Genomic DNA, 25828 nt, shown 5'->3' on the forward strand with positions numbered 1-25828 from the left:
AGTTATGAGATCATCAATAAAAATAGTGTTACTTCTTATAGTAGGCATTTCGTTGCACAGTTGCCAAGAATACCTAGATATTGTTCCGGATAATGTTGCGACGATAGATCATGTGTACAAAGATCGTGTCAGTGCCGAGCGGGCTTTGGCAACTTGTTATAGTCAGATTCCCCGCAATGGAACACGTTATGATCCCGGATTTGCCGCCGGAGACGATCTCTGGATTCACCAATTTATTGATGGTGGTGTCCAGGAACGTTGGAGACAATATTACCGAGAGTTAGCGATTAATGGGAATAATGTGACGAGGCCGCTGTATAGTTATTGGCATAATATTGAAGGAGGGCGCCCATTATGGAAAGCCATTCGGGATTGTAATACATTTATTGCCAATGTGCACAAAGCAAGGGACTTGGATAGTCAGGAGCGGGAACAATGGATTGCAGAGGTAAAGACATTAAAAGCCTATTATCATTTCTATCTGATGCAACTCTATGGGCCCATTCCTATTGCAAGGGAAAATATAGCGGCCACTGCTCCTGAAGAAGCAACAAAGGTTTTTAGGGAGCCTATTGACGATGTGGTGGCTTATATTGTACAACTATTGGATGAAGCCATACCAAATTTGGATTTGGAGGTGGAGAACACGGTGGCTGATGCAGGCCGTATTACCAAAGCTGTTGCGGCAGCGATTAAGGCCAAAGTATTGGTTACAGCTGCGAGTCCGTTTTTCAACGGTAATCAGGATTATGCAGGCATGGTCGATAAGCGTGGAATTGCGCTGTTTAATACGGTCGAAGATCCCTACAAATGGACATTAGCGGCTGAGGCTGCCCAAGAAGCTATTGATATCGCACATGAGGCCGGGATTAAATTATATCATCATCAGACGACTTTAGGTGTCAGTGATGAGACGCTCGGAGTCATACAGGTAGGCCAGATTATAGCCGATAAGTTCAATGAGGAACGGATCTGGGGTTTATCCGATTTTAATAGCAGCAGCCCAAATCTCCAAGATCTTGGATTGGAATTGCGCACGATACCCCGGCTGCATGCTGACCATCAGAATATAGTATACCAGTGGTTTATACCAACGCTTAAGATGGCCGAATTGTTTTATTCGAACAATGGGGTGCCAATAGAAGAGGATGTGGATTATGCCTATGACGACCGTATGACCTTGACGTTTGTTCCGACAGATCAGGAAGCATACATGCAACCGGGTTACCGTACGATCGGTTTGCACCTGAACCGTGAGCCACGGTTTTACGGTTCCTTGGGTGTCGATGGCGGTTGGTGGTTTGGTTTGGGAAGAACGGATGAGGATGCACAGTGGCCTTTGAATCTCAGATTCGGATCCATGACTGGAGGTATGATCGGTAACCAACGTTATTCGACCACAGGTTATTATATCAAGAAGCTGTCAAATTATCTATCGGCATATACAGGTAAGGATAGGTATGTCGGTAAGCCTTTCGATTTTCCATTGTTTCGTCTGGCAGATCTGTATTTACTCTATGCAGAGGCATTGAACGAATCGTTGTCGGCACCTAATGCTAATGTATATCATTATATCGATCTTATCCGACAACGAGCCGGCCTAAATGGTGTTGTAGACTCATGGGCGCAGCACTCCCGGTTTCCTCAAAAACCAACTACAAAAGAAGGGATGCGGGAGATTATCCATCAGGAACGGAATATTGAATTAGCCTTTGAAGGGCAACGCTTTTGGGATCTGCGACGGTGGAAGAAATCAATCGAGTATATGAACCAACCTGTTCGGGGATGGAATATTCAAGGTGAAACGCCTCAGGAATTTTATCAGGTCATAACACACAACCGCAGTCAGTATACATTGCGGGATATCCTGTGGCCGATCATGCAGGATGAGATGTTGCGGAATACCAACCTGGTGCAGAATCCAGGGTGGTAAATAGGAAAATAGAAATCATATAATACCAATAACGATGAAAAAAAATATATTATACCTGATCTTGCCGCTCCTGATTTGGGGATGTGGAGAAGATTATATCGGCCAGTATGGGCTGGACGATGTTCCGCCAGGACCGGTGTCGGGAGCTTCAGTGGAGAATATTCCGGGCGGAAGTGTCATTAGCTATACCATACCGGATGATAAAGATTTTTCTTATGTCAAAGCTGTGTATACGATCAATGGCCAGACGAAAGAGCAAAAATCATCTGTCTTTAATCGGAAAATAGCATTGGATGGCTTTGGTAGATCTCAAGCTCAGCAAATTGAACTGATTGCTTATGATAAAAGCGAAAATGCCTCTACTCCGGTAAAAGTCGATATCCACCCATTAGACGCACCGGTATTTGGTCTGGTCGAGGATGTGACCGTCATCGATGATTTTGGAGGTATACATATCGAATGGCAGAATCCGCACGAATCGGAGGTGGTGTTGACTGTGCTGACGACTACAGATGAGTTTGGCGTAGAAGAGTGGTCGGAAGCGGATCGGTTTTACTCGGGTGCCCTGGAGGGAAGTGCCAATGTAAGGGGGTTCAGTCCTGATGAGCGCATTTTTGGGTTATATTTTAGGGATCGCTGGGATAATTTGTCCGATACGCTGTATGTAAATGCGACGCCGTTGTTTGAAGAGCAGCTGGACAAATCGAAATTTACCCGCTGGAATCCAACGGGAATACCCTATAATGCTTATCAGGCTGGCGAGTGGGCGATAGAAAACCTGTGGAATGGTACGATTGCACCGGGATCAGGAGGGTATGCCAGCTATACACACGATCAGACGTTCAATATGGGGCAATTGGCCAAGCTCAGTCGTTTCAAAATTAACAACAGACTAGAGCCTAACTTGCTCTATAACTTCGCACATCCGAAGAAGTTTCAGCTATGGGGGTCTGCTTCCCCGAATGTAAATGAGAATTTCGATACATGGATATTGTTAGGTGAGTTTGATTCCTTCAAGCCTTCTGGATTGCCTTTGGGCGAATTAAATGACGACGATCGGAATTATGGACATTACAACGGAGAAGAATGGAACTTTCCTCCCGGTCTCCCACCTGTACAATATATACGTTGGTATGTGATTGATACATGGGGCGGATCCCAAAATACGCAAGTGATGGAGATGACCTTCTGGGGAGAAGTTCAGGACTAAAATATACAAGATATGAGAACGATTATAACTAAATATATGTCATGGCTATGGATGGGTGTCTTTGCTATGCTCTTCTCCTGCGACAGCATGAATGACCTCCATGACGAATATCTGCAACGAGGAGAAATAACGTACTTGTCAAAAATAAATGAAGTCAAGATCCACCCGGGGGATAAAAGGGCAGAACTGGTGTTTTTGAATAATGATTCAAAAGCCAAAACCATGACGGTGTATTGGCGATCAAGAACAGACTCTGTTGTATATACCATTCCGGACAATAGTGTGGGGCAGGAACTCAAAATACAATTGCCAAACCTGCCTGAAGACTTTCTGACATTTGAGCTGGTAGCTACCACCTTAGACGGTAACAACAAGTCACTGCCTACTGAACTATCAACTAGGATATACGGAGATAAATATCGGGAGAGTCTAAATAATAGATTGATCGATGTCGCCACATACATCGAATCTTCCAATGAGCTTGATATCACCTGGAAGGGCGTTTTTGAAGGAGCGGTTAATATTGAGCTTGAATATGACGGGACAGATGGCGAGACCCGAGTGATCGAACTCCCCATAGAAGAAAGATCTATAGTCTATCTCAACAGGTTCGACGGGAATCTAAAGTATAGAACGGCGTACGTTCCTGCTGAGAATGCTTTAGATACATTTTATACGGCGTACGGCGATTTGGAATTCTCTGAAGTCATAGAAGGGTTGGTATTTAATGGTACGTCCAGCCAGTATGTGCTTATTCCTCATCATGCTGACTTTGATATCGCTGCCGGGGAGGCCATGACGGTGACATGTTGGGCACGGACTCCCACTATTGCCAAGACGCAGCGTATTTTCGCAAAACGTTATACCGTTGGCTATGGAGAGTATGGAAATACGGGTTATGGATTAGCATTTTTAGGAAACTCTGGAAATATTTATCCGGATTTGGTATACAAGGGCAGTACGCAGGCCATAAACGTGCCCGCTGCTTCTACAAATACATGGATGCATATTGCCGCAGTTTTTGATATAGCAAACAAACAAATGCGCGTGTATAAGGATGGCGTGCTTCTGGGGACAAGAACGCTCCCTGCCACGGTGTTGTCAACGGCCAATATCGCTGATCTGGGTATTGGGGGGCATAAATCATCGTCGGCAGATCGTGCTGGACAGTCTTTCACTGGTGAGATAGCGCGTTTGCGTTTCTATAAAAAGGCATTCAGTTCGGAAGAGATCGTAGGGGATATGTTGTCACCTCGGGTTACCGCGGAAACTCCCGGCCTGTTAGCCGCCTATAATATGGCAAAGGTACTGGGTAGTGGTACGGATCTGACGATTGCGGATATAAAAGGAAATCATCCGGCGGTATTGCATGGCTTTAGCAGACCGTAGAATGAATTGTAAAATAAAAAGTACGTATATGAAAGCTATTTTATTGAACTTGCTATGTATGTTTGTCCTTTTGGACGTGACATCATGTGCAAAGAAAACAGTAGATCCGGGCGTTAAGGAGAATGCGTTATCGATTAATTTGATATTACCGAATGTAGCAGCAGTCGGCTCTATAGTAAAAATACAGGGAAGTGGATTTGGTAGCAGTCCGGAAGGGATACAGGTAAAGTTTGGAGAGGTAATGGGCGAAGTGTTGGACCTGTCAGATGGTGTTATTTCGGTGAAAGTTCCGGAGTTGGCTGAGGGATCAAAGATCGATGTATCGGTCTTGCTAGGAAGTAATACCTCTAACGTAAAGTCCTTCCGTGTGCGAAAAATAGGAGAGGTTGTTCTCACACAAAAAGATACCGTAGAATGGATAGAAAATAAAAGCCCCAATATCGTTGCTATTAAAGCAGGCATACCGGCTTATGATGAGCAGGTGGTGAAGTATATCCGCAACGGGCAGCAATTGTTGGAGGTAGAATTGAGTGAGCCGGTTATTGTTGCAGAGGCTGACCGGGAATTGCCGTGGGGTTTTTTCAATTTCCCCAGTATACGACGCGCCGTGTCCGGTCAGATGTCTATCAGCTGGAGCATGAGCCCCGACAATGCCGAGAGTTACGGGCAGGCAACGACCGGTAATAGTGCTGTATCGGACGATGAGGGCAAAACATGGACACGCGTGGAGCGGGCCCCTACCGGCGGGGGAATCGTGTTAAGTAATGGTGATCGTATTACGATAACAACCCCTCCAGCCATTCCCTTAGCAGATCTTGAACTTCCTGCTCCTTTGGCCACGTTGCAGGACGGATCGAACTATGACCGTATTTTTCGGATTTACGACTACGATGATTTGCCTTTGCAGCTGCAAGGTACCTATCAGGCCCGAATCAAGAAAGGACAGACTTCCTGGGTTGCCGAACGGGGCACCTTGGTCCATCCCAATTTAGCACGCTACGCGGATGGAGATCTTTTTCCGGTGGTATGGTGGGGTGATATGGAAGAATTGTCCGATGGCATATACAGAGGGACATATCCTACTTTCGAGACAAAGCCAGGTGGAGGGGTAGATGCGTCCGGCGTAACCTTTTATAAATCTACGGATTATGGGTTAACATGGGTTAAACAAGGGAACATCCCTTATCAACCTGACCTGATGTTAGACCCGAATGGCAGTAAGCGTAATGCATTTGGATGGACCGAACCTGCATTTGTAGCGCTGGAGAACGGTACGTTTTTGTCGGTGTTACGCACACAGGATGGTTTTGGTGAAAGTCCCATGTACTTAAGTACCTCCACAGATAAAGGAATAAACTGGTCCACACCCAAGGCATTTACGGGTGCGGGTGTATTGCCAAGGCTTTTGGAGCTAGACAATGGTATCGTGGCATTAGCCTCCGGCAGGCCGGGTGTGCAGTTGCGTTTTATGCTGAATGATAATACCAACGATTGGTCTGAACCTTTTGAGATGTTACCATGGGTACCCAATGAGGTGTTCTCTTGTGGGTACACACAGTTTCTGAAAGTAGATGCCAATAGCTTTTTGGTCGTGTATTCGGATTTCTGGCACCGGAATCCGGAGGGCAACAGACGTAAGGCAATTAAGGTAAGAAGGGTGACAGTGAAAAGGATGTAAACTGCTTGTTCGTGTTTTTCCGCTCGGAGAGGGTCATTCGAAAATAAGGTTTAATAAGCCTAACAAGGTGCTTATGAAAGGGCTACAATTGACAGTTGCTTTAATGGGATTAATCTGGCAGCCAGATGTCTATGCACATATTCAGCAGGAGTCCATTCCGGTAGCCAGTAAAATTAAAGACGTGGTAATCTACGCAGATTCGATGTGCCCTAATGCCTTTCCGTCCGTTATCAAGAAGCCAGATGAGGAGCTTCTGGGGGAGCAAAGTCCATTATCAGACTTGCACTCGCTGTTGTACACAGAAAGGGAATGGATTAAAGTACACGTGGCTGAATTCTTGATTTGGAAAAACGAATATGTCGATGAGGTAAAAGCTGTTTTTTTGGAAGAAGCGCGTCAATTTGGAGACATTCCGAAATATCGCGTTGGTATTTGGCGGGTTTTGGCACAGGTAGCGCTAACATCGGAAGAACGGGAATCGTGGATAGGCAGAATTGTTGCGGTTTATAACAATCCATCCAGTGTCGATCGTCTCCATGCAATCGAGACACTCGCTAAACTCGGCGTACCTGTTGAGACGAGCCCTGAGTGGGTAGCAGGGATTACGGTCGATCATGTGGACGCGTTTACCATCTACAAACTGTGGAATGCTGCACATCATCCGGATGTGGAACCGGACCATGTTAGAGCGACCTGCCTACTGTTGTTGAATCAGTTAATTAATCAAGATAAGATCAATCTCATTCCAACGATCTCTTATGTGCTCCGCTATCTAAAACCATTTACGCTTAATGAATGGTTGCAGTTTCCAGATCTTCAGGTAATGATGTCGATGCCAGTCGTCGTACGCGCTAATTTACTAGCCACGGCATGGATGACGACCCCTCTCATTGGAGATCAACGGACTCATTCCATTAAAAATCAGCTGATGTCTATGGAAGGGGACCCGGCCGGATTGCCGCAACTGCTCCAGGGATTGGCGGAACAAGGTGACGTTGATGACCGAGAAATCTTATTTCGATTATATAATGAACTGAGAGATATCCATAAGGCTACATATGATGCAGATCTGCATGCAGTAGCAGCATATGCCTTGCTGAACTTGAAAATATCAGCGCCAGAATAATAACTAAACACATTGATGATGAAGACAAATGAATCACACGTTTTAGCGTATTCGGGCGGACCCGTTATTTCCTTGGTTACTACCACTGCATTTGAATTTAAACAATTAAGTATGATACAGCAAATTTTGGTTAAATTTTTAATATGTGTTTTTTCTTTTTTTGCATTAGACACGACAGTTGCTCAAGAACGTATGCCTTTGAGAAAAATAAAGGATATTGTGATTTATGAAGATTCGTTGTTTTATAACGCCTTTCCTTCCGTTATAAAGAATAAAAAAGAGTTTTTGTTAGCTTTCAGACGAGCTCCCAATCGTCGTATATTCGGTACGGAGAAGATTTCACATGTAGATCATAATAGCTATTTGGTTACGTTAAGGTCTAAAGACGGTGAACAATGGTCTGAATCCCCGGAGCTGCTGTATGCCCATCCATTTGGTGGGTCGCAAGATCCTTGTATGATACAACTGAAAGACGGTACATTGCTTTGTGCCAGCTATGGCTGGACAACTGTTGATAAAGGTTTAGAAGATCCGGAAAAGCCCTTTTTTAATGCAGGCGGTTTTACTTTTCTGGGTGGATATGTCTTGCGATCAACTGATAAAGGGAAGAGCTGGCAAGGTCCTTATTATCCACCCACCGTGCCTGATGAGCGACATTATAACCCCTTTGGACAGCCTATGTCTGCTTATAATCGCGGAGCGATGTACGAAACAAAAGACGGTCGTGTGTTGTGGGTAGTGGCGGCGCATGATCGTGCGGGTAAAACGTCTAATTACTTGCTGATCTCTTACGATAAGGGATTAACCTGGGAGTATTCAGGAGTGGTGGCTAAGGACGACAACATCTCGTTCAACGAAACATCGGTTTATGAAACGCCGAAAGGGGATATTGTGGCATTTATGCGCACGGGTGGGTATGATGATCAGGCCTGTATCGCGCGTTCTATCGATGGGGGGAAGACCTTCAAATGGGAAAGCATGGGATTTAAGGGGCACCCGTTGCACGCTTTGCAGTTGCCAGACAACAGGGTGTTGGTTGTCTACGGATACCGTCATAAACCTTACGGTATACGCGCGCGTATATTGAATGCAGAATGTACAGATTTTGCTACGGCTGAGGAATTTGTAATCCGGGATGACGGTGGGAATTGGGATATCGGTTACCCCTGGGCGGTGATGATGGACAAGAACAGAATTTTGGTCGCCTATTATTATAATCAAAACGATGGGCCGCGATACATTGCAGGTAGTATTCTGGAAGTGGAATCTCAAGAAGATAAATAAATATTACAGCGGAGTTATACTTTTTCCGATAAATACCATATGATAAGCAGATACTTAAAATATAGCGTATTGCTAGCGATGGCCGTCTTCCTTACAGGGTGTGAGAAGGGTCGTATACCGGATAATAAGGAGGAAGCCCTCCCGGATCAGGAAGGTGACCCAAAGGAAGAAGAGGTTACAGGCAAGTATACCAATCCAATTTTTGAACCGATATTGGCTGATCCGACGGTTGCCCGGGATCCAGCTACCGGAATTTTTTACGCAATTGGTACGTCAGACGATTGGGGTGACGGCGAAGGGCACCGGCTGATGCCGGTACTGAAGTCTACGGATTTGGTGAACTGGACAATAGTGGGCAATGCCTTTTTGTCCAAGCCAACATGGAAAACCGAGCGGGCAGCGGAAAGTTCGCTTTGGGCAGGAGACCTCGCCAGGGTCAATGGCATGTATCATCTTTATTATTCTTATTCCGCATGGGCAGACGCTAATCCTGCAATAGGCCTAGCTACGTCCCCCAGTCCATCGGTGCCATTTGCGGATCAGGGTAAGCTGTTTTTCTCCGGCGAGATTGGCGTGCCCAATTCCATCGACCCGCTGTATTGGGAAGAAGGAGAAAGAAAATATTTGTTTTGGGGGAGTTATAGTAATGCATTCAATCAGGGAACGTATGGTATAGAACTGTCGGCAGATGGCAAATCGGTTCCTGACCTTAGCAAAAAGTTTAAGATTGCCGCAGGAGATTTTGAAGGGGTCGTGCTGCACAAGCGGGACGGGTATTACTATTTCTTTGGGTCAAGAGGACACTGCTGCAATGGAGCAGCCAGTGACTACCATGTCAGGGTTGCCCGGTCCACGACACTCACAGGGCCTTATCTGGACAAAAACGGAAACGATATCCGGGAACGTGGAAGGGGAACAGTGTTTCTGCAGGGCAATGCGGTGTATGCCGGCCCCGGCCACAATGCACGCTTGATCACGGATGATGAGGGTACGGACTGGTTTATATACCACGCAATAGATAAAGAAAAGGAAAAAGTTTCCAGCGGAGCCTCCCGGCGGGTACTGATGCTTGACAAGGTAACATGGGCAGGTGGATGGCCTGTGATTGAAGGGGGCTCACCCAGTGTGACCGAAAGACCGGCACCGGTGTTCAAGAATAAATAAACAAGTCCACAAGGATACTGACCGTTGTAGAAAAACATCGGCAAATCGTAAAATCATATGGGGGATAGCTTGGACTATTCTTTTACCTTTGCTTTATGCATGTTTTCTTTTAGCGGTTCGGGGCGCTAACCAGCTTCAGGTGAATTGCCAAATAAGGGTTAGTTTATAATATGAGAAAGAGTAACGTACTAAATAAGTTGCGGGCTGGTGGCACCGTCAGTTGCTTCAAGGTAAACCTTAAAGATGCCCAGGTTAGTGAGATTGTCGCCCTCAGCGGATTCGACTGTGTATGGGTTGATCTGGAGCATATCGGGCAGGATTGGTCTACCATTGCAGCCCATGTTTGGGCCACCAAGGCACACCATGTTGATTTAATAGTTCGTGTGCCACGGGGTTCCTATAGTGATTACATCAAGCCTTTGGAGATGGATGCAACCGGTATTTTGGTGCCCCATATCATGGGGGTCGAAGACGCAAAGGAAGTCATCCACATGACCCGATTCCATCCCGTAGGCCGCAGGCCCATTGATGGTGGCAATGCTGACGGTGCTTACACCTCCATGGATTTTAACGAGTACCTAACATCAGCAAATAAAGAGCGCTTCATCGCACTGCAAATTGAAGACCCCGAGCCATTAGATGAACTGGAGGAGATTGCCCAATTGGATGGTTTTGATATGTTGTTTTTCGGGCCTGGCGATTTCAGCCAAGGCATCGGTGCCCCGGGCCAGTGGGATCATCCCTTGCTTATCGAAACGCGAAAGCGCGTGGCTGAAGTAGCGAATACGTATGGCAAATTTGCCGCTACTGTGGGGACGTTAGGCAATGTCGATGAGTTGAGGGATATGGGCTACCATTTTATTAGCGTAGGCGCCGATGTCGTGGGATTGGGCGAGTATTGCCGCAATATAGCCGATGTTATATCGCCAAAGTCCAAACATGCCGGCGGTTCGTCTTACTTAAGTAACCAATAGCCAATGCGTAAAAGACCACTGGGAAGCACCGGAATCCAAGTCTCGGAAATAGCCTTCGGTGGTGTCGAGATCGGGATGCCATACGGAATCGGGAAAAACGAAATGCCGCACCCGCAGGAGTCGATTGGACTACTCCGTGAAGCCTTCGCATCGGGCATCAATTTTTTCGATACCGCACGTTTGTATGGGCAAAGTGAGCAACTAATGGGAAAAGCTTTTTCGGGCATTCGTAACGATATCGTCTTATGCACGAAATGCGTCCATTTCAAGAAAGACGACGGTACGATCCCGAAAGTCAAGGAATTACATCGGATTGTGCATCAATCGCTACAGGAGAGCTTGGCGGCCTTACAGACCGACTACATCGATGTCTTTATGTTACACCTGGCCGATTTGGAAATCCTGTCGAATGAAGATGTCCTGCGAATTTTTTCCGATCTACGTACAAGCGGGTGTGTGCGAACAATAGGCGTATCGGTATATACCGCCGAAGAAACGCAATACGCCATCCATTCGGGTGCGTGGGATGTGATCCAACTACCATTTAATTTACTGAACCAGCAACATGGGCGCTACTTCCGCGATGCTTATGAATTAGGGATCGGTATAGTAGTGCGTTCCGCGCTTATGCAGGGGTTGTTGAGCGATGGTGTGAGCCCGTCACACGAAGCGTTGCAACCGGTCAACGAACGCATATTGCAGTACAGAGAAATAGCACGGGCTAATCAATGGGGCTTGGCAGAAATGGCTACGAAATTTGCGTTAGACGTCCCGCAGGTCTCCGCGGTGCTGGTGGGTATCGACCGTATGGATTATTTGCAAGAGGCATTGGCTGTTGCCAATGGAAAAGAGATGCCGGCAGCGTTGCATGGGGCGCTAGCAAGCCTGGCGTATGAAACCCCTGATTTTATTAATCTTCACCATTGGAAACAGCAAGGCTGGATTTAATACCGCAAACGATATGATGCTTCTACAGATTGACACACCGGGGTTGGCGCTATTAGACTGGGCGGTAATCGGTGCATATATTATGGGTATGCTCTGGATTGGTTGGCATTACAACAAGAAGAACAAAACCCAAGAGGATTATTTACTGGGTGGCCGGCGCATGAATCCCATAGCGGTTGGCATTTCATTATTTGCTACCCTATTGAGTACGTTAAGTTATTTAGCGTATCCTGGTGAAATGATTAAATACGGCCCAGGGATTTTCGTTGGGATGTTGGCTTTCCCATTAGTGTATTTTGTCGCCGGGTGGTGGCTGATCCCGCGTATCCGGCAGATGGGTGTGACCAGTGCATACGAGATACTAGAGAAGAAGCTGGGAGTTAAGGTGCGGATGCTGGCGACGTTTATGTTCCTGTGTTTGCGTTTCTTTTGGATGGCGACGATTATCTACGTGACGGTGGATCTTGCGTTGATGTCGGTCATACCTATCGATCGCATGTGGGTACCCGTAATTGGCATCATTATGATTTTGATTACCATTGTCTATACTGTTATGGGAGGATTGAGGGCAGTGGTGGTGACCGATGTGGTGCAGGCTTCCATTTTTCTGGGAGGCGCCTTGTTGAGTGTCATCGTTGTCATGGTGAGCTTGGAATCGCCTATGGCATTGATTCCCGAGAGCTGGCCCGCCCATTGGAGCGCACCGAAAATAGGTTTTGATTTACACGAACGGATTACGTTTGGCAACGCTATGTTGATGCTGTTCGTTTGGTATGTGGCTACAACAGGGTCGGATCAAATGGCCATACAGCGGTATATTTCTACGAAAGACCTCAAAACAGCGCGTCAATCCCTTCGGGTCTCCTTGTTTACCGATTTTACGGCAAAGTGTATTCTTGCTTTCGTTGGATTGGCGATGCTAGCCTATTTTTCACACCATACTGATCTTTTGCTTCCCGGAAAATCACTTGGAGAACAGGCCGACACCTTGTTCCCACGTTTTATCTTACTGGGGTTGCCTTCGGGAATCTCGGGCCTGGTTATTGCAGGATTATTAGCTGCGGCCATGTCAAGTATATCCTCGGGCCTCAACGCGGTTTCTTCGGTGATTTCCGAGGACCTAATCAATCGCTTTCGTAAAAAGCCAGAAAGCGAAACGAACAAACTCAGGCAGGTGAAAGCGCTGACGCTAGTGGCGGGGGTAGTAGTTCTGGTGTTGAGCTTGTTGATTGGTTATGTGCCGGGTAATTTATACGATGTGGTAATGAAAGTTGTTAATTTATTGGTTTGCCCGCTATTTGTATTGTTTTTTATGGCTTTGTTTATTCCGGTGGCCACCGAGTGGGGGACCTTCATCGGAGGCGTGGCAGCTGTTGCGGTTGCTGTGGCCATTGCCTATTTTGGGTGGTTAGGAATCACCGTGTTATGGATTGCTCCGAGTTCTTTTGTGGCAGGAGCGTTAGTTGGAATAGCCGCAAGTTACGTTAATCGTGTTCTTGTAAATGATCATCGTATAAAATGATAAAAATCGGCATAATCGGCATGAGTGTGGGAAACGCTCATCCTTATTCATGGTCGGCTATTATCAATGGGCAATATAATGGCGCGGAAATCGCTCGAGTCGGTTACCCAGCTGTCACGACATATCTCGATGCCAATCAAGATACCTTGGGAATACCCGGCGCCGAGGTTACGCACGTGTGGTGTCAAGAACGTGAGATCGCAGATAGCATCGCGCGTTCAGCTGGAATTGATACGATAGTCGGTCAATTGGCCGATATGGTCGGGGAGGTGGACGCGGTTATTTTGGCTCGCGACGATCCTGAAAACCACGTTACCATGGCCAAGCCCTTCATCGAGGCGGGGATACCGCTCTTCATCGATAAGCCCTTGGCCTATTCGCATGAAGACTTGGAGTGGTTTGCTTCAAAAGCGGCGATGGGCAAGTTTATCATGTCCTGCTCCTCCATGCGGTACGCCAATGAGTGTCGTATTGCCAAACAGGAATTGGGCTCGCTTGGTCCCGTCAAGCTCGTAATTGCCGTGGGCAAAAAGGACTGGAAGAAGTATGGTATTCATTTATTAGAGGCTGTATTTGGTGTGTTGGATGATCCCACAGTCGAAAGCGTACAGCATATCGGCGAGTTGGATCGAGAGATTGTCCATGTGCGTTTAGGTGGCGGTATCGATTTGTTGCTACACCTGTTTGATGCTATTTCGGGGACATTCCAGCTTACATTTTTCGGGAGCCAAGGATGGAGAAATGTAGATATACGCAACTCCTATTCCATGTTTAGGGACAATCTCATTGAATTTGTCAGGTCTGTTGAAGAAGGAAAGCCGCGGTTGGATTTTGAGAAGACCTACCGGTTAATGACAGTTATCATTGCAGCCAATGAAAGCCGGTTACAGGGAGGTAAACGAATATCATTACCAGCATGAACGTAAATGAATTATTGAGTTTAAAGGATAAGGTAATCCTTGTTACCGGTGGCTCCGGCAAATATGGTCAATGTATCGTGGAAGGATTGGCAGAAGCCGATGCGACGGTCATTACCACGTCACGGCGAATGGATAGCGCGGAAGAGACGGCCAGTTCGTTTCGATCTAGAGGCTTCAATGTCCATGCGATGACGGCTGATCAAGCACGGCCAGTAACCGTGCATGCATTGAAGAAGGAAATTATGGAGCGATTCGGGAAATTGGACGGCTTTGTTAATAATGCTGTATCGCGGCCGATGAAGGGTTATGATGCGCCGTTAGAGCAATTCGCCCAATCCATGGAAGAAAATGCCACGGGCATGTTCCATCTGCTGCGGGAAATGACGGCTTTAATTACACAGTCGGGTGGAGGCAGCGTCATTAATATCGCTTCTATGATGGGCATGAAAGGGCCGGATCTGTCTAATTATGACGACACGGACATGGGCAATCCACCACCAGATTACTTTTTTCATAACGCGGGACTCATCAACCTGACGCGCTACATGGCAAGAATACATGCAGGTAAAAATGTACGCTTCAATTGTATAAGCCCGGGTGGGTTATTCAACAACCAACCGGAGCAATTTCTTAAAAATTATTGCAAGAAAGTTCCGCTCGGCCGTATGGCCAATAAAGATGACATTAAAGGATTAGTGGTACTACTGGCATCCGAAGCAGGCGCCTATATCAATGGTGAAAATATCCTGATGGATGGCGGGTTGAATGCTTAATACGAAAACAATGCCGGATCATTGATATGACATCGATCAATTAATGGCGTTTGTGCCGTACAAGGGTATGTTGGTCATCCACGCTTCTTTTTTATAATCCGATAGCGAAATCCGTATGGCCGTTTTGGGCTTGTTCTTTTGACAAAAAAGCCTGAAACTGTTTGATTTTAGGTTTTCGCCCGCTTTCACCTCGATAGGAATAACTTCGTCGTTTTCGGTCTGTATCAAAAAATCAAGTTCGTATTTGCTGTTTTCAAAAGTATGGTAACAAATGGAAAGTGTTTCATTCTGGTTAAGTTGCTGAAATACAAATTGCTCTGCCAAAGCTCCTTTAAATTCGCAGAATATGGCATCGCCATCAGCAACGGTTTTAGCGTTCAACCGTGACATTGCCCCTAACAATCCAACGTCGTTATGAAAAAGCTTAAATGCCGATAATTCCTGGTAAGCAACCAAAGGTAAGGCCGCTTTTGACGTGTTATACACTTTGTGCAACAGCCCTGCATCCGTAAGCCATTGGATGGCTAGCTCAAAATCTTTTGCTCTTGCACCCTCTTTGATTACGCCGTAGATGAATTTTTTATTTTCTTTCGATAACTGGGCAGGCATACTATCCCAAACCATGTTGATACGAGGCAGGATTTCCTTTGGGGCGTGTTTTGAAAAATCGCTCCGATACGACATGATGATTTGGTTTTGGATACGACGTACACTTTGCCAGTCACGGTTTTCTGCAAAATCGCTTACAGCTTCGGGCATTCCACCCACAAACAGGTAATAGCGTAAATAATTGATGAGCTTTTGGTGGAAAAAACTTAGGCTCTCCAGATCTCTTTTTTCCAAAATTTCTGCCATTCCCGTTTCTTCCATTGCCAATAAAAACTCATGAAAATTCATCGGGCAGAGCTTCATGAAATCCACTTTCCCGACGGGAAAAGACTCGTCGGGATGAATATTTACGCCCAAAAGCGAGCCTGCTCCGATAATATGATATTCCGGAGCATCTTCATAAAAATATTTAAGTGCCGTAAGCCCTTTGGGAGCTGCCTGGATTTCATCGAAAACAATCAGTGTGTCTTCGGCGTTGATTTTAACGTTGCAATATGCATTCAACACCGTCATGATCCTACCGGCATCAAAGTCTATTTGAAAAAGGCTTTTCGGAGCGTTGGGATGTTCAAAATTGATATAGGCCAATTGCTTGTATTCCACTCGTCCAAATTGATGCAACAGATATGTCTTACCGACTTGTCTTGCACCCAACAAAACAAGAGGTTTCCTTTTTTTTGATAACTTCCATTTTATCAGCGATTTAATGTTATTTCTATGCATTTTTTCCGGCTATTTCCAATTCAAAAATACACTTTTCTCCCAATAATTAAATAAAAAAATACACTTTTCTCCTGTTTTTCTGATGATAATTTACGCTTTTCTCCAGCTAGCGTTGCCTGCATTGCGACGTCGACTTAGCATAATCCTACCACATTCCTGAAATATCCTACCGGCACCTCCAGTTCCACTTCATTACTTTTGCCGTACCGAAAATCCGTTTGCCTATTAAACGGACGAATACGAACGAAATGACAGATGAAGTATGGGTATTCAAGTAGAATACTTCGACCGATGGATTTTGGTTATCCTTGCCTTTTTTATAGGTGCCTTCATGGTACTTTACACCGGGCCGGAGGGATTCGGCGATGCCATCCGTGATGGGGATTTTTACAAAGCGGCCATCCCAAGCTGTCTGGTTGCCTACGTGGTACTGAACCTCGTGTCCCGGAGCTTTAAACAATTGGATCGCTCAAACCCGTGGCATACAAATTGGCCGCGTAGAGCTGTCCTGCAACTTTACTACGGTGTGGTCATCCCGTCACTCGTTCTGATGGGATTCTTTGCTATTTACTTCATCGAGCGGGGACAGTCTGATATCATTCCGAAGTATTACCGTATCGATTATCCGTTCGCTGTGGCGATGATGGTGGCCATCAACATCATCTACTTAAGCTATTTTCTGCAGAAATCCCGCGATGCCCAGCGGGCCATGCCAGAGCGGCAACGCGTGAACATACCGCATTGCAGCGGGATACGCTTATGAGGCAACAGGAAATTGGTGTCTCGCCGCTATGGAAAATCCCTTGGTGGGTGTGGCTTGGTGCAATCGGCGTGGTTATTTATCTCTTCCGGCGTTTGTGGATGAGGTAATCCACCGGCAGACAGCCTGTTCAGCAACCCTGGTTTCGGCCGGGGTTTGCTGTTTTAAAACTATGCAGACTCCAATACAAGCATTTTGCGGTATTCGCTCGGCGACATGCCTTTAAGCCGCTTGAACTGCCTGTTGAAGTTGGCTAGGTTGTTGAAGCCGCATTCATAAGCGATCGTAACCACATTGTCATCGCTATCCGCGAGCAACTTACACACATGGCCGATGCGGATCGTATTGAGGTATTCCACAAACGTCATCCGGTAGTGTTCCTTAAAGAAATTGCAGAAGGTGGTGATGGCCATGCTGGCCTCAGAAGCTACCTCGTTTAAGGTGATGTCGCGGTGGTAATTGCGCAGGATGTAATCGGTGATTTTGCTGAACCGATCGGAATAATAACCCTGTGTGTGCTGCATGTAGGTAGGGCTGGCGAGCGGCTCGTACTCGGTGCTGTGGGCGAGGATATCAAACATGGCGAAAAGCGACGATAGCCGGCTCAGACCGCTCTCCCCAATCATGCCATTCATCCGCCGGTTAATCTCTATTTTGGTTTTGCCGGTGATAACCAGCCCGCGCTTGGATAAGTCCAATATTTTTTTGAGTGGCTCCAGTTCCGGTAGGGAAAGGAAATTATCGCCCAGGAAATCTTCTACGAAATGCACAACAATAGCATCGGCTTCTTGCTGTGCGTTACCCTGTAAAAAAATGGCGTCGTTTATCCACACGTGGGGTAGGGAAGGTCCCATGAATACCAAATCGCCCTCATTGAAGTGGCCAATATGGTCACCTACCATACGCCGGCCGGTACTTTTGTTTACCAGCACAAACTCATACTCCGGGTGATAGTGCCACGGGCACGGGAAGTGCGTGCCGCGCTCTGTAAAGACGATAAACGATTTGTCAAACTCTTTAGGTAACCGGTATTCGACAGCTTTCATAATGCGGTGCGTATTGTTAGTGATGCTAATTTACCGTAATTTGATATGAAAAACAACTAGTTAGGTGATTTATCGTAAAATAGTATCGGTATTATGGAATTAGGTACCGTGCACCCGCTTGCTTCACGACCCTATTTTTATAAATTTCGTAAAATTCTGTACATTGCCGGTATTCCGAAAGCTATAAATTGATGACCGATGATGGATCAACTAGGTAAATTTGGGATGGACCGCAGGCAGTTTATCGCCGCCAATACCACGTTAGGTGCACTCCTTCTTCTGGGGAGGCTTCCTGCACCTCGAAGACTCCATTGCCCAGATTATCGAACGGGCGCCGTTGCTTTCGGGTTTCTTTTCGATCACGGCCTCAGAAAACCCTACGCATTGTTGGTCGCACGGTCAGGGCAACCAATGTCCGCGCTGCGGGCAACTGGGGGCGCCCAAGGTGGTTTCATCGCTTATTAATACCTATAACCGTGGGATAGCCAGGGGCTTTTCAGCGGCCGTCCACGCCAAATCAGTTGATGCCGACGCCAAACGGCCCCAGTTGATTATCTGGGATTGGGGGTGGCCCGGCGAATGGGCGCTGGCCATTATCCCACGCTTATCTACCGAACATACGTTGCTGATGAGTGTCAGCGAATGGGAATTGGAAATCGAGCGGGGTGGCGTGAAAAGCCAGGTCGGCGAGTATTCCATTTCTGCTGTAGGTCCTGGCCCCAGGGCGAAACGGCATTGGAAAATCGCGCGGGACCACGGCCTGAAAACCATGGCCAAGATTCAGGCCAACAACACCTGGGAGATCAGTGCTGTGCCTTATATACCAGCGGTTTATAATGTAGCCAAACATATAGAGCATCTTCGGGCCGAAGGTATAGAAGGAATGATGTTGAGCTGGACATTGGGCGGATACCCGTCCCCGAACTTGGAGGTTGTCTCACTGATGGGCAGCGATGGAAATCTTTCGGCGGACGATGCGATCCGAACGGTTGCCCACCACCGTTTCGGCAAAGCAGCAGGTGCGGTTGTCAACGCCTGTCAGCCAGCATTTCAGTAAGTTTCCCTACCATATCGGTGTGGTTTACAACGCCCCGCTGCAATGCGGCGCTTCCAACTTGCTGTGGCCCAAGCCCACGGGATATAAAGCGACGATGGTTGGGCTGCCCTACGATGACCTCGCCAGTTGGCGCTCCATCTATCCATCCACCGTTTTTGCGGGATTGCTCCGTGAAATGGGCAACGCCTTCGCCGCAATTGCCGATCGCTTGGCAGACGAGGGCGGCGCCTTGAAGCTGGACAAGCGAACGCGCACGGCGGTACATCGCGAATGCAACATTATCGAAACGATTTCCATTCATTACCGGAGCATAGCCAATCAGGTCGACTTTATCGAGCTGCGCGATGCGTTGGCAACGATAGCTCAAAATCGTGAAGCAGCGAAAACGAAGGTGGCCCGTGTGCTTACCGATGAAATAGCCCTGGCTAAGCGATTGGCCTTACTCCAAACCGGCGATTCGCGCTTGGGGTATGAGGCCTCCAACCATTATTTCTATACGCCAGCAGACCTGCGTGAGAAGGTGCTTAATTGCCGCTATCTGCTAGATAATTGGTTAATGGACGCCTAAAAAGGAGAGGCCAGCCGCATCAGCGGCTGGCCTCTTCCAGATTTTCTCAATCCGATTGATTAGTTTACCAACGAATCCAATGAGTCGATAGCAGCGTCACCGAGTGAATCGATAGAATCGGTAGTAGCTTCTACTTGCTCTTCGATTTCAGTTGCCAACGAATCAGCGGTGTTTTCACTTTCAGAAGTGGTGGTGTTGCAAGCAGCAAAAGCTACAACAGCGAACAATCCTAAAAAACCGAATTTGAATGCATTTTTCATGTTAATTTCTTTTTTGTGTTTAAAACAAACCTGTTTAATTACGTTTTAATACGTGGTACAGTAAAAGGTAACCCAATAAATGAAAAAAATATCGAGATAAAAAAGAATGCCTATCTTGTGAACCATGATAAACCTTGAGTTTAACCAAAATGAAGATCTGAATAAACAAGCGGTGTCTACACTCAGGCACCGGTTGAAGAACGTGTACCAAGGCGGCGGAGCCAAAGCTGCAGAAAAGCAAAAAGCCAAAGGGAAGATGTTGGCCCGCGAGCGGATAGCACATCTGCTCGATGCCGACCAGCCTTGGCTCGAAATCGGTGCTACAGCGGCCGACGGTATGTACACCGAACACGGCGGATGTCCGTCGGCGGGCGTGATTGCGGGCGTGGGCTACGTTTCCCGCCGCCAATGTGTGGTGGTGGCCAACGATGCCACCGTGAAGGCAGGGGCGTGGTTTCCGATGACGGCCAAGAAGAACCTGCGTGCACAGGAAATTGCCATGGAAAACCGTTTGCCCATCATTTACCTCGTAGACTCCGCGGGCGTGTACCTGCCCATGCAGGATGAGATTTTTCCCGATAAGGAGCATTTTGGGCGTATTTTCCGCAACAATGCGCGGATGAGCAGTGAGGGGATTGTACAACTTGCTGCCATTATGGGCTCTTGCGTTGCGGGGGGCGCTTATTTGCCTGTTATGAGCGATGAGGCCATGATTGTGGATGGTACGGGCTCGGTATTCTTGGCGGGGTCCTATCTGGTCAAATCGGCCGTCGGCGAGTCGGTAGATAACGAAACGCTGGGTGGTGCCACCACACACTGCGAGATATCGGGTGTAACGGACTACAAGCACCCGGACGATAAAACGTGTTTGGATGCCATCCGCCGAATCATGGATAAACTAGGCAAGCCGAAAGATGCCGGTTTCGACCGGATAAAGCCAGCCTCACCGAAGTTGGATGAACAAGAAATCTATGGCATATTGCCCGCGTCGCGCGAAAAGCCGTATGACATGAACGACATCATCCACCGGCTGGTGGATGGCTCCGATTTTGAGGAGTATAAGGCCGGGTATGGTCAGAGCATCGTCTGCGGCTTGGGCCGTGTGGAAGGATGGGCCGTGGGTATAGTAGCCAACCAACGTAAGGTGGTGAAAAGCAAGAAAGGGGAGATGCAGTTCGGTGGCGTAATCTATTCGGATGCTGCCGACAAGGCTACCCGGTTCATCATGAACTGCAACCAAAAGAAAATACCGTTGGTATTCCTGCAGGATGTAACAGGTTTCATGGTGGGTAGCCGGGCGGAGCACGGCGGCATCATTAAAGATGGCGCTAAAATGGTCAACGCCGTAGCCAATTCCGTAGTGCCCAAATTTACCATCATCGTCGGCAATTCCTACGGTGCGGGTAACTACGCCATGTGCGGAAAAGCGTACGATCCACGGCTTATTTTTGCGTGGCCATCGGCAAAGATTGCGGTCATGGGAGGCAGCCAGGCGGCGAAGACGCTGCTCCAAATCCAAACGGCTTCGTTAAAGAAAGCGGATACGGAAGTTGACACAAAACAACAGGACACACTGCTAAAGGAGATAACGGAGCGGTACAACGAACAGACAACACCCTACTACGCCGCGGCGCGCCTCTGGGTGGATGGTATTATCGACCCGCTGGATACGCGGAAAGTCATCGCGATGGGCATCGAGGCAGCCAATCAGGCGCCCATTGAAAGGCCGTTTAACGTAGGGGTTATTCAGACTTGAGATGTGAGACGATAGACAACAGACGATAGACAACAGAAAATAGACATCCCGAGAATGAAGTGAATCGGGACAGCAAAAAAAACAAAAAATTATGTTTTCAAAAATTAAAAAGGCATATCAGCTATTCAAGCGCATCGATTTCGAACAATTGGACAAGCTCTCGCAGAAAGTGGACCTGCCAAAAGTGATGGATGCGTTTGCCAAATTGGATGACAAGCAGTTCAATGGACTGATGAAAATGCTTCGCGGCGGACAGCCCAAGCGCGAACTGCCACCCATCAATGGCGACTTCTACGAGCTGCATATGCGGCTCAGCGAGGAAGACCGTGCACTGCAACTGAAAGTGCGCGATTTTATGGAACGCGAAATACGGCCGCTGGTCAACCACTATTGGTTGCGCGATGAGTTTCCCTTTGAGATCATCCCCAAGCTGGCAGAATTGAACGTCTGCGGCCTCACCTATGATGGCTACGGCTGCGCAGGTAAATCATCGCTGATGGAAGGGATCATCGCGATGGAAATTGCTCGTGTGGACGCGTCGGTAGCTACCTTCTTCGGTGTGCAAAGTGGCTTAGCCATGGGGTCGATCTATCTTTGCGGCTCCGATACGCAGAAAAAGGAATGGCTGCCTGCTATGCAGCAGATGAAACTGATTGGTGCCTTTGGCCTTACCGAACCCGAAGTGGGATCGGGCGCGGCGGGTGGACTTACCGTTACGGCCCGTAAAACGGAAAATGGGTGGCTGCTCAATGGCCAAAAGAAATGGATAGGAAATGCCACCTTTGCCGACGTCACCATCATCTGGGCCAAGGATGTGGCAGATGGCGAGGTGAAAGGATTTCTCGTGCGGAAAGGTACCCCCGGGTTTGAGGTGGAAAAGATAAAAGGAAAGATGGCTCTGCGGATTGTGCAGAATGGGCTGATTACGATGACCGACTGCCTTGTAGACGAAAATGACCGGTTGCAACATGCCAACACCTTTAAAGACACCGCCAAAGTGCTGCAGCTTACCCGGGCAGGTGTGGCTTGGATGGCGGTAGGCTGCGCAAGAGGCGCCTATGAGAATGCACTCGACTACACCCGCAAACGTAAGCAGTTCGGCAGGCCCATTGCATCGTTCCAGCTGATCCAAAACCACCTTGTGGAAATGTTATCTAACCTCACGGCCATGCAGACGTTGGTATACCGCCTGTCCGAATTGCAAGATGAAGGTATGCTGCGCGATGAGCATGCATCGCTGGCTAAAGTATTCTGCACACTCCGTACCCGCGATATCGTCAGCCAGGCCCGGGAGGTGATGGGCGGCAACGGCATCTTGCTGGAATACGATGTGGCGCGTTTCCTGGCCGATGCGGAAGCTATTTATTCCTATGAGGGAACCAAGGAAATCAATTCGCTGATTGTGGGTAGATCCATTACCGGCTTCAGTGCGTTTGTGTAAGTATCCATCCGATACAAAATAATAAAAAGAGTTTTTTATCTTTTATTGATACTTTGTATATTTGCACCGCAATTGGTTTGATAGATGTTTTCAAAAACTTGTGAATATGCCATCCGGGCGATGATTTTCGTCGCCAAGCGGTCTAAGGCCGGCGAGAAAGCCGGTATAAAGGAAATCAGCAAAGAAATTGATTCGCCGGAGTCGTTCATCGCCAAGATACTGCAAGATCTGAGTCGCAAGGGGCTGGTGCTGTCTACCAAGGGCCCCAACGGCGGCTTTTTTCTCGATGAACATTTACTCGAAGGCTCGTTGGCCGACATCGTAAAGTCAGTAGATGGCGAGAAGATTTTTTCGGGTTGCGGGCTAGGGCTGAAGCAATGTTCGGAAGCAAAACCATGTCCCATCCATTACCAGTTTAAGGTAATCCGCGAAGAAATACGCGGGATGCTCGAAGGGGCAAAGCTCGGTTCATTCACCGAGGAGTTGGAGAACAAATTGACGTTCCTGAAACCGGCCTGACAAGCGGGTTGGTTTTTTTTTGCATGTATAAAGGATAAAAGGTATTAATATATTTTAAAGTTGGGTATGGTAAGGATTTCGTTATTGTTTGCGCAGGAGATAATGCGCCCATTCAGCTTCACATTCAATCGCACAGAAGTGATCATCTTAATCTCACTGTTAGCGGTGGTCGTTCTATTGCTCTTTGCTATATGGCTGTTGCACCGTATCGAAACCATCAAACGGGTAGCCGACCGTAGGCATGCCGACGGACAGGGGGGATATAGCAAATACCTCCAGCAGTTGGACGCCCATCAACTTGGGCGACTCATCACGCTGATCCGCAACCGGAACAATAAACCCGCTGCTCGCGGTGGCGACACGCAGCGAAAAACGCTGCTCGTTCTACTCCTGTCGGCCTCAGCGCTGGCCTCGTGGGCACAACCCGCCGGTAACGGCGAAGGGGAATCGCTGTTGGGCCAAGCGGGCATCATCATCACCATCGTGCTGTTGCTCATTCCCATCCTGGTGGGTTTCATCATCATGGTCGGCAAAGCATCGCGCGTATTGAAACGGTACCGTAAAAAAATGGACATGGCCGAGGCCGATGAATTTGCAGCTTACCTGCGCGAAGTGGATGGCGAACAGGCCGAGCGTGAGCTGGTGGAACGGAAAAAGGCGCTTGATTATCGGTTGGACGATACAGAACTCTCCGGCCCCGAGGCAGCTGCCGACCGGCTAGGCATCATCAAAATCAGGGAAAACTCAGGGCTCCCCTTCGTTGCCGTAAAGAAAAAGGCGCAACGGCGGCCCAATATAGACCCCCAACTGAGCAAGTTGATTGTATGGTATCTCGTAGCCGCTACGTTTTGGCTGCTTTTCGGAACTACCGTAGGGCAATACCTGGGCATCAAGTTTGTCGCCCCCGATGCTGATCAGGTGAGCTGGTTGAGCTTCGGCCGCTTGCGGCCTGTACACACCAACGCCGTATTCTGGGGCTGGGCGTCGCTCGCCATGATCGGTTTGGGATACTACGTGGTACCCCGCGTAAGTAATGTGGCCATAGCCAGCTTAAAAATGGGCTGGTATTCATTTTACCTCATCAACATCGCCGTTATATTAGGTTCGCTGTCGCTCATGGCAGGCATCAATAACGGCGGCGGCGAATACCGCGAGTATATTTGGCCCATTATGCTGTTGTTTGGTGTCGGCCTGGTGCTTACGCTGATCAATTACCTCAAAACAGTGGCCAAGCGGACCACCCGCGAAATCTACATTTCCAATTGGTACATCATCTCTGCGGTAATTTTTGCTTTGGTGATCTCCATCGTAGCGTACGTGCCCTGGTGGCAAAAAGGACTGGGCGAAACGATCATCCAGGGGTATTACATGCACCAGGGGGTAGGCATGTGGTTCATGTTGTTCATGTTGGGGGTGGTGTATTATTTCTTGCCACAGCAACTCAATAGGCCCATATATTCCTATAGCTTGGGTATTCTGGCCTTCTGGACACAGATACTCTTCTATACGCTGATCGGTACCCACCATTTCGTGTTCAGCGCCATTCCATGGTGGTTGCAAACGGTAGCTATCGTGGGCAGCATGGGCATGGTTATTCCGGTAGCGGCCGGAACGGCCAACTTCCTGCTTACCTTTAAGGGCGGTTGGTATAAGGTGAAAGACAGTTATACCCTCCCGTTTTTCCTCATCGGTATCATCTTTTACTTTACGGGCTCGCTGCAGGGTACGGCGGAAGCCTTCCGCTATACCAACCTGTTGTGGCACTTCACCGATTTTACCGTGGCACACTCGCACCTCACCATGTATGGTATCATCTGCTTCTTCCTGTGGGCGGGTATATATGCGTTGGTGCCGAGATTAACCGGCAAGGAGGCACCCCAATCCACCGTAGGTGCTCACTTCTGGATGGCGTTGATCGGACTGATGTTCTACACCGTTCCGCTGATGTATGGCAGTACCCTGAAAGGCCTCATGTGGATGGAGGGGAGCCCCTTTATCGAAAGTGTAACGCTGATGATGCCGTATTGGCTCTGGCGCGCCATAGGGGGGAGCCTCATGTGGTTATCGCATTTGTTTTTCGCGTATAACATGTACAAAATGCTGTCGGTGGATAAAGAGACGCTGGATATCAGGGAAACGGCCATCCAGCATGCCGGTGAGGATTAATT

Annotated in this window: 22 protein-coding genes; 19 read left to right on the forward strand and 3 right to left on the reverse strand. The window is 47.9% G+C overall.

The annotated features are described in order from the left end of the window. Positions 1-4 precede the first annotated feature (4 nt). The 12 genes from U9S71_RS03025 to U9S71_RS03080 all read left to right on the forward strand — a co-directional run bounded on the left by U9S71_RS03025 (position 5) and on the right by U9S71_RS03080 (position 14921). Positions 5-1933 carry a RagB/SusD family nutrient uptake outer membrane protein gene (locus tag U9S71_RS03025; protein ID WP_326325136.1) on the forward strand — a complete coding sequence of 643 codons (1929 nt, stop codon included), beginning with the start codon at positions 5-7 and terminating at the stop codon, positions 1931-1933. Positions 1934-1967: 34 nt separating this feature from the next. Continuing rightward, on the forward strand, positions 1968-3143 hold the full coding sequence (locus tag U9S71_RS03030) for a DUF5000 domain-containing lipoprotein (protein ID WP_326325137.1): 1176 nt from the start codon (positions 1968-1970) through the stop codon (positions 3141-3143). Positions 3144-3155: 12 nt separating this feature from the next. Beyond that, a complete protein-coding gene (locus U9S71_RS03035) occupies positions 3156-4532 on the forward strand; it encodes a DUF4998 domain-containing protein (RefSeq protein WP_326325139.1) in 1377 nt (458 codons plus the stop codon). A 28-nt stretch (positions 4533-4560) separates the two neighbouring features. Next, a complete protein-coding gene (locus U9S71_RS03040; RefSeq protein WP_326325141.1) occupies positions 4561-6210 on the forward strand; it encodes an IPT/TIG domain-containing protein in 1650 nt (549 codons plus the stop codon). Between the two features lie 73 nt (positions 6211-6283). Continuing rightward, positions 6284-7336 (forward strand): hypothetical protein, encoded by a 1053-nt coding sequence (locus U9S71_RS03045; RefSeq protein ID WP_326325143.1) that lies wholly within the window; start codon positions 6284-6286, stop codon positions 7334-7336. Positions 7337-7351: 15 nt separating this feature from the next. Then, a complete protein-coding gene (locus U9S71_RS03050; RefSeq protein WP_326325145.1) occupies positions 7352-8620 on the forward strand; it encodes a sialidase family protein in 1269 nt (422 codons plus the stop codon). A gap of 39 nt (positions 8621-8659) precedes the next feature. Then, a complete protein-coding gene (locus U9S71_RS03055; RefSeq protein ID WP_326325146.1) occupies positions 8660-9784 on the forward strand; it encodes a family 43 glycosylhydrolase in 1125 nt (374 codons plus the stop codon). 170 nt (positions 9785-9954) lie between these two features. Next, entirely contained in the window at positions 9955-10758 is an 804-nt protein-coding gene (locus U9S71_RS03060; RefSeq protein ID WP_326325147.1) for an HpcH/HpaI aldolase family protein, read from the forward strand. 3 nt (positions 10759-10761) lie between these two features. Further along, on the forward strand, positions 10762-11706 hold the full coding sequence (locus U9S71_RS03065; protein ID WP_326325149.1) for an aldo/keto reductase: 945 nt from the start codon (positions 10762-10764) through the stop codon (positions 11704-11706). A 13-nt stretch (positions 11707-11719) separates the two neighbouring features. After that, the gene (locus U9S71_RS03070) at positions 11720-13228 is read left to right on the forward strand and encodes a sodium:solute symporter family transporter (protein ID WP_326325150.1); all 1509 of its coding nucleotides are present in this window, start codon (positions 11720-11722) and stop codon (positions 13226-13228) included. Between the two features lie 20 nt (positions 13229-13248). Beyond that, positions 13249-14148: a Gfo/Idh/MocA family protein gene (locus tag U9S71_RS03075; protein WP_326325152.1), complete on the forward strand. Its 900-nt coding sequence runs from the start codon at positions 13249-13251 to the stop codon at positions 14146-14148. Continuing rightward, entirely contained in the window at positions 14145-14921 is a 777-nt protein-coding gene (locus tag U9S71_RS03080) for an SDR family oxidoreductase (protein WP_326325153.1), read from the forward strand. The genes U9S71_RS03075 and U9S71_RS03080 overlap by 4 nt, the downstream gene beginning before the upstream one ends. Before the next feature lie 36 nt (positions 14922-14957). Here U9S71_RS03080 and U9S71_RS03085 read toward each other — a convergent pair whose 3' ends face one another. Then, the gene (locus U9S71_RS03085) at positions 14958-16253 is read right to left on the reverse strand and encodes an ATP-binding protein (protein ID WP_326325155.1); all 1296 of its coding nucleotides are present in this window, start codon (positions 16251-16253) and stop codon (positions 14958-14960) included. A 262-nt stretch (positions 16254-16515) separates the two neighbouring features. On the opposite strand from U9S71_RS03085, the gene U9S71_RS03090 reads away from it, so the two are divergent. Further along, a complete protein-coding gene (locus U9S71_RS03090) occupies positions 16516-17016 on the forward strand; it encodes a hypothetical protein (RefSeq protein WP_326325157.1) in 501 nt (166 codons plus the stop codon). Positions 17017-17183: 167 nt separating this feature from the next. On the opposite strand, the gene U9S71_RS03095 is transcribed toward U9S71_RS03090, so the two are convergent. Further along, on the reverse strand, positions 17184-18059 hold the full coding sequence (locus U9S71_RS03095) for an AraC family transcriptional regulator (RefSeq protein ID WP_326325158.1): 876 nt from the start codon (positions 18057-18059) through the stop codon (positions 17184-17186). Between the two features lie 265 nt (positions 18060-18324). Here U9S71_RS03095 and U9S71_RS03100 point away from each other — a divergent pair, with 265 nt between their 5' ends. Both U9S71_RS03100 and U9S71_RS03105 read left to right on the forward strand, forming a co-directional pair. Next, on the forward strand, positions 18325-19116 hold the full coding sequence (locus U9S71_RS03100) for a hypothetical protein (RefSeq protein ID WP_326325159.1): 792 nt from the start codon (positions 18325-18327) through the stop codon (positions 19114-19116). Next, positions 19085-19684: a hypothetical protein gene (locus U9S71_RS03105; RefSeq protein WP_326325160.1), complete on the forward strand. Its 600-nt coding sequence runs from the start codon at positions 19085-19087 to the stop codon at positions 19682-19684. The genes U9S71_RS03100 and U9S71_RS03105 overlap by 32 nt, the downstream gene beginning before the upstream one ends. 59 nt (positions 19685-19743) lie before the next feature. Here U9S71_RS03105 and U9S71_RS03110 read toward each other — a convergent pair whose 3' ends face one another. Continuing rightward, on the reverse strand, positions 19744-19944 hold the full coding sequence (locus U9S71_RS03110) for a hypothetical protein (protein ID WP_326325161.1): 201 nt from the start codon (positions 19942-19944) through the stop codon (positions 19744-19746). Between the two features lie 127 nt (positions 19945-20071). On the opposite strand from U9S71_RS03110, the gene U9S71_RS03115 reads away from it, so the two are divergent. The 4 genes from U9S71_RS03115 (at position 20072) to U9S71_RS03130 (ending at position 25826) form a co-directional block, all read left to right on the forward strand. Beyond that, complete coding sequence (locus tag U9S71_RS03115; protein ID WP_326325292.1) at positions 20072-21700, forward strand: acyl-CoA carboxylase subunit beta; 1629 nt, start codon at positions 20072-20074, stop codon at positions 21698-21700. A gap of 91 nt (positions 21701-21791) precedes the next feature. Beyond that, positions 21792-23141 (forward strand): acyl-CoA dehydrogenase family protein, encoded by a 1350-nt coding sequence (locus tag U9S71_RS03120; RefSeq protein ID WP_326325163.1) that lies wholly within the window; start codon positions 21792-21794, stop codon positions 23139-23141. 84 nt (positions 23142-23225) lie between these two features. After that, complete coding sequence (locus U9S71_RS03125; RefSeq protein WP_326325165.1) at positions 23226-23660, forward strand: RrF2 family transcriptional regulator; 435 nt, start codon at positions 23226-23228, stop codon at positions 23658-23660. 66 nt (positions 23661-23726) lie between these two features. Beyond that, positions 23727-25826: a cbb3-type cytochrome c oxidase subunit I gene (locus U9S71_RS03130; protein ID WP_326325166.1), complete on the forward strand. Its 2100-nt coding sequence runs from the start codon at positions 23727-23729 to the stop codon at positions 25824-25826. Positions 25827-25828 lie beyond the last annotated feature (2 nt).

The sequence above is a fragment of the Parapedobacter flavus genome (assembly GCF_035818675.1).
GTDB lineage: Bacteria > Bacteroidota > Bacteroidia > Sphingobacteriales > Sphingobacteriaceae > Parapedobacter > Parapedobacter flavus.

Excerpts from the sequence above, each read along its gene's own strand:
- U9S71_RS03075 (WP_326325152.1), top strand. The coding sequence starts at position 13,249 with ATGAGTGTGGGAAACGCTCATCCTTATTCATGGTCGGCTATTATCAAT.
- U9S71_RS03080 (WP_326325153.1), top strand. The coding sequence starts at position 14,145 with ATGAACGTAAATGAATTATTGAGTTTAAAGGATAAGGTAATCCTTGTT.
- U9S71_RS03085 (WP_326325155.1), bottom strand. The coding sequence starts at position 16,253 with ATGCATAGAAATAACATTAAATCGCTGATAAAATGGAAGTTATCAAAA.
- U9S71_RS03035 (WP_326325139.1), top strand. The coding sequence starts at position 3,156 with ATGAGAACGATTATAACTAAATATATGTCATGGCTATGGATGGGTGTC.
- U9S71_RS03030 (WP_326325137.1), top strand. The coding sequence starts at position 1,968 with ATGAAAAAAAATATATTATACCTGATCTTGCCGCTCCTGATTTGGGGA.
- U9S71_RS03090 (WP_326325157.1), top strand. The coding sequence starts at position 16,516 with ATGGGTATTCAAGTAGAATACTTCGACCGATGGATTTTGGTTATCCTT.
- U9S71_RS03120 (WP_326325163.1), top strand. The coding sequence starts at position 21,792 with ATGTTTTCAAAAATTAAAAAGGCATATCAGCTATTCAAGCGCATCGAT.
- U9S71_RS03110 (WP_326325161.1), bottom strand. The coding sequence starts at position 19,944 with ATGAAAAATGCATTCAAATTCGGTTTTTTAGGATTGTTCGCTGTTGTA.
- U9S71_RS03045 (WP_326325143.1), top strand. The coding sequence starts at position 6,284 with ATGAAAGGGCTACAATTGACAGTTGCTTTAATGGGATTAATCTGGCAG.
- U9S71_RS03130 (WP_326325166.1), top strand. The coding sequence starts at position 23,727 with ATGGTAAGGATTTCGTTATTGTTTGCGCAGGAGATAATGCGCCCATTC.
- U9S71_RS03055 (WP_326325146.1), top strand. The coding sequence starts at position 8,660 with ATGATAAGCAGATACTTAAAATATAGCGTATTGCTAGCGATGGCCGTC.
- U9S71_RS03060 (WP_326325147.1), top strand. The coding sequence starts at position 9,955 with ATGAGAAAGAGTAACGTACTAAATAAGTTGCGGGCTGGTGGCACCGTC.
- U9S71_RS03025 (WP_326325136.1), top strand. The coding sequence starts at position 5 with ATGAGATCATCAATAAAAATAGTGTTACTTCTTATAGTAGGCATTTCG.
- U9S71_RS03040 (WP_326325141.1), top strand. The coding sequence starts at position 4,561 with ATGAAAGCTATTTTATTGAACTTGCTATGTATGTTTGTCCTTTTGGAC.
- U9S71_RS03070 (WP_326325150.1), top strand. The coding sequence starts at position 11,720 with ATGATGCTTCTACAGATTGACACACCGGGGTTGGCGCTATTAGACTGG.
- U9S71_RS03065 (WP_326325149.1), top strand. The coding sequence starts at position 10,762 with ATGCGTAAAAGACCACTGGGAAGCACCGGAATCCAAGTCTCGGAAATA.
- U9S71_RS03125 (WP_326325165.1), top strand. The coding sequence starts at position 23,226 with ATGTTTTCAAAAACTTGTGAATATGCCATCCGGGCGATGATTTTCGTC.
- U9S71_RS03050 (WP_326325145.1), top strand. The coding sequence starts at position 7,352 with ATGATGAAGACAAATGAATCACACGTTTTAGCGTATTCGGGCGGACCC.
- U9S71_RS03095 (WP_326325158.1), bottom strand. The coding sequence starts at position 18,059 with ATGAAAGCTGTCGAATACCGGTTACCTAAAGAGTTTGACAAATCGTTT.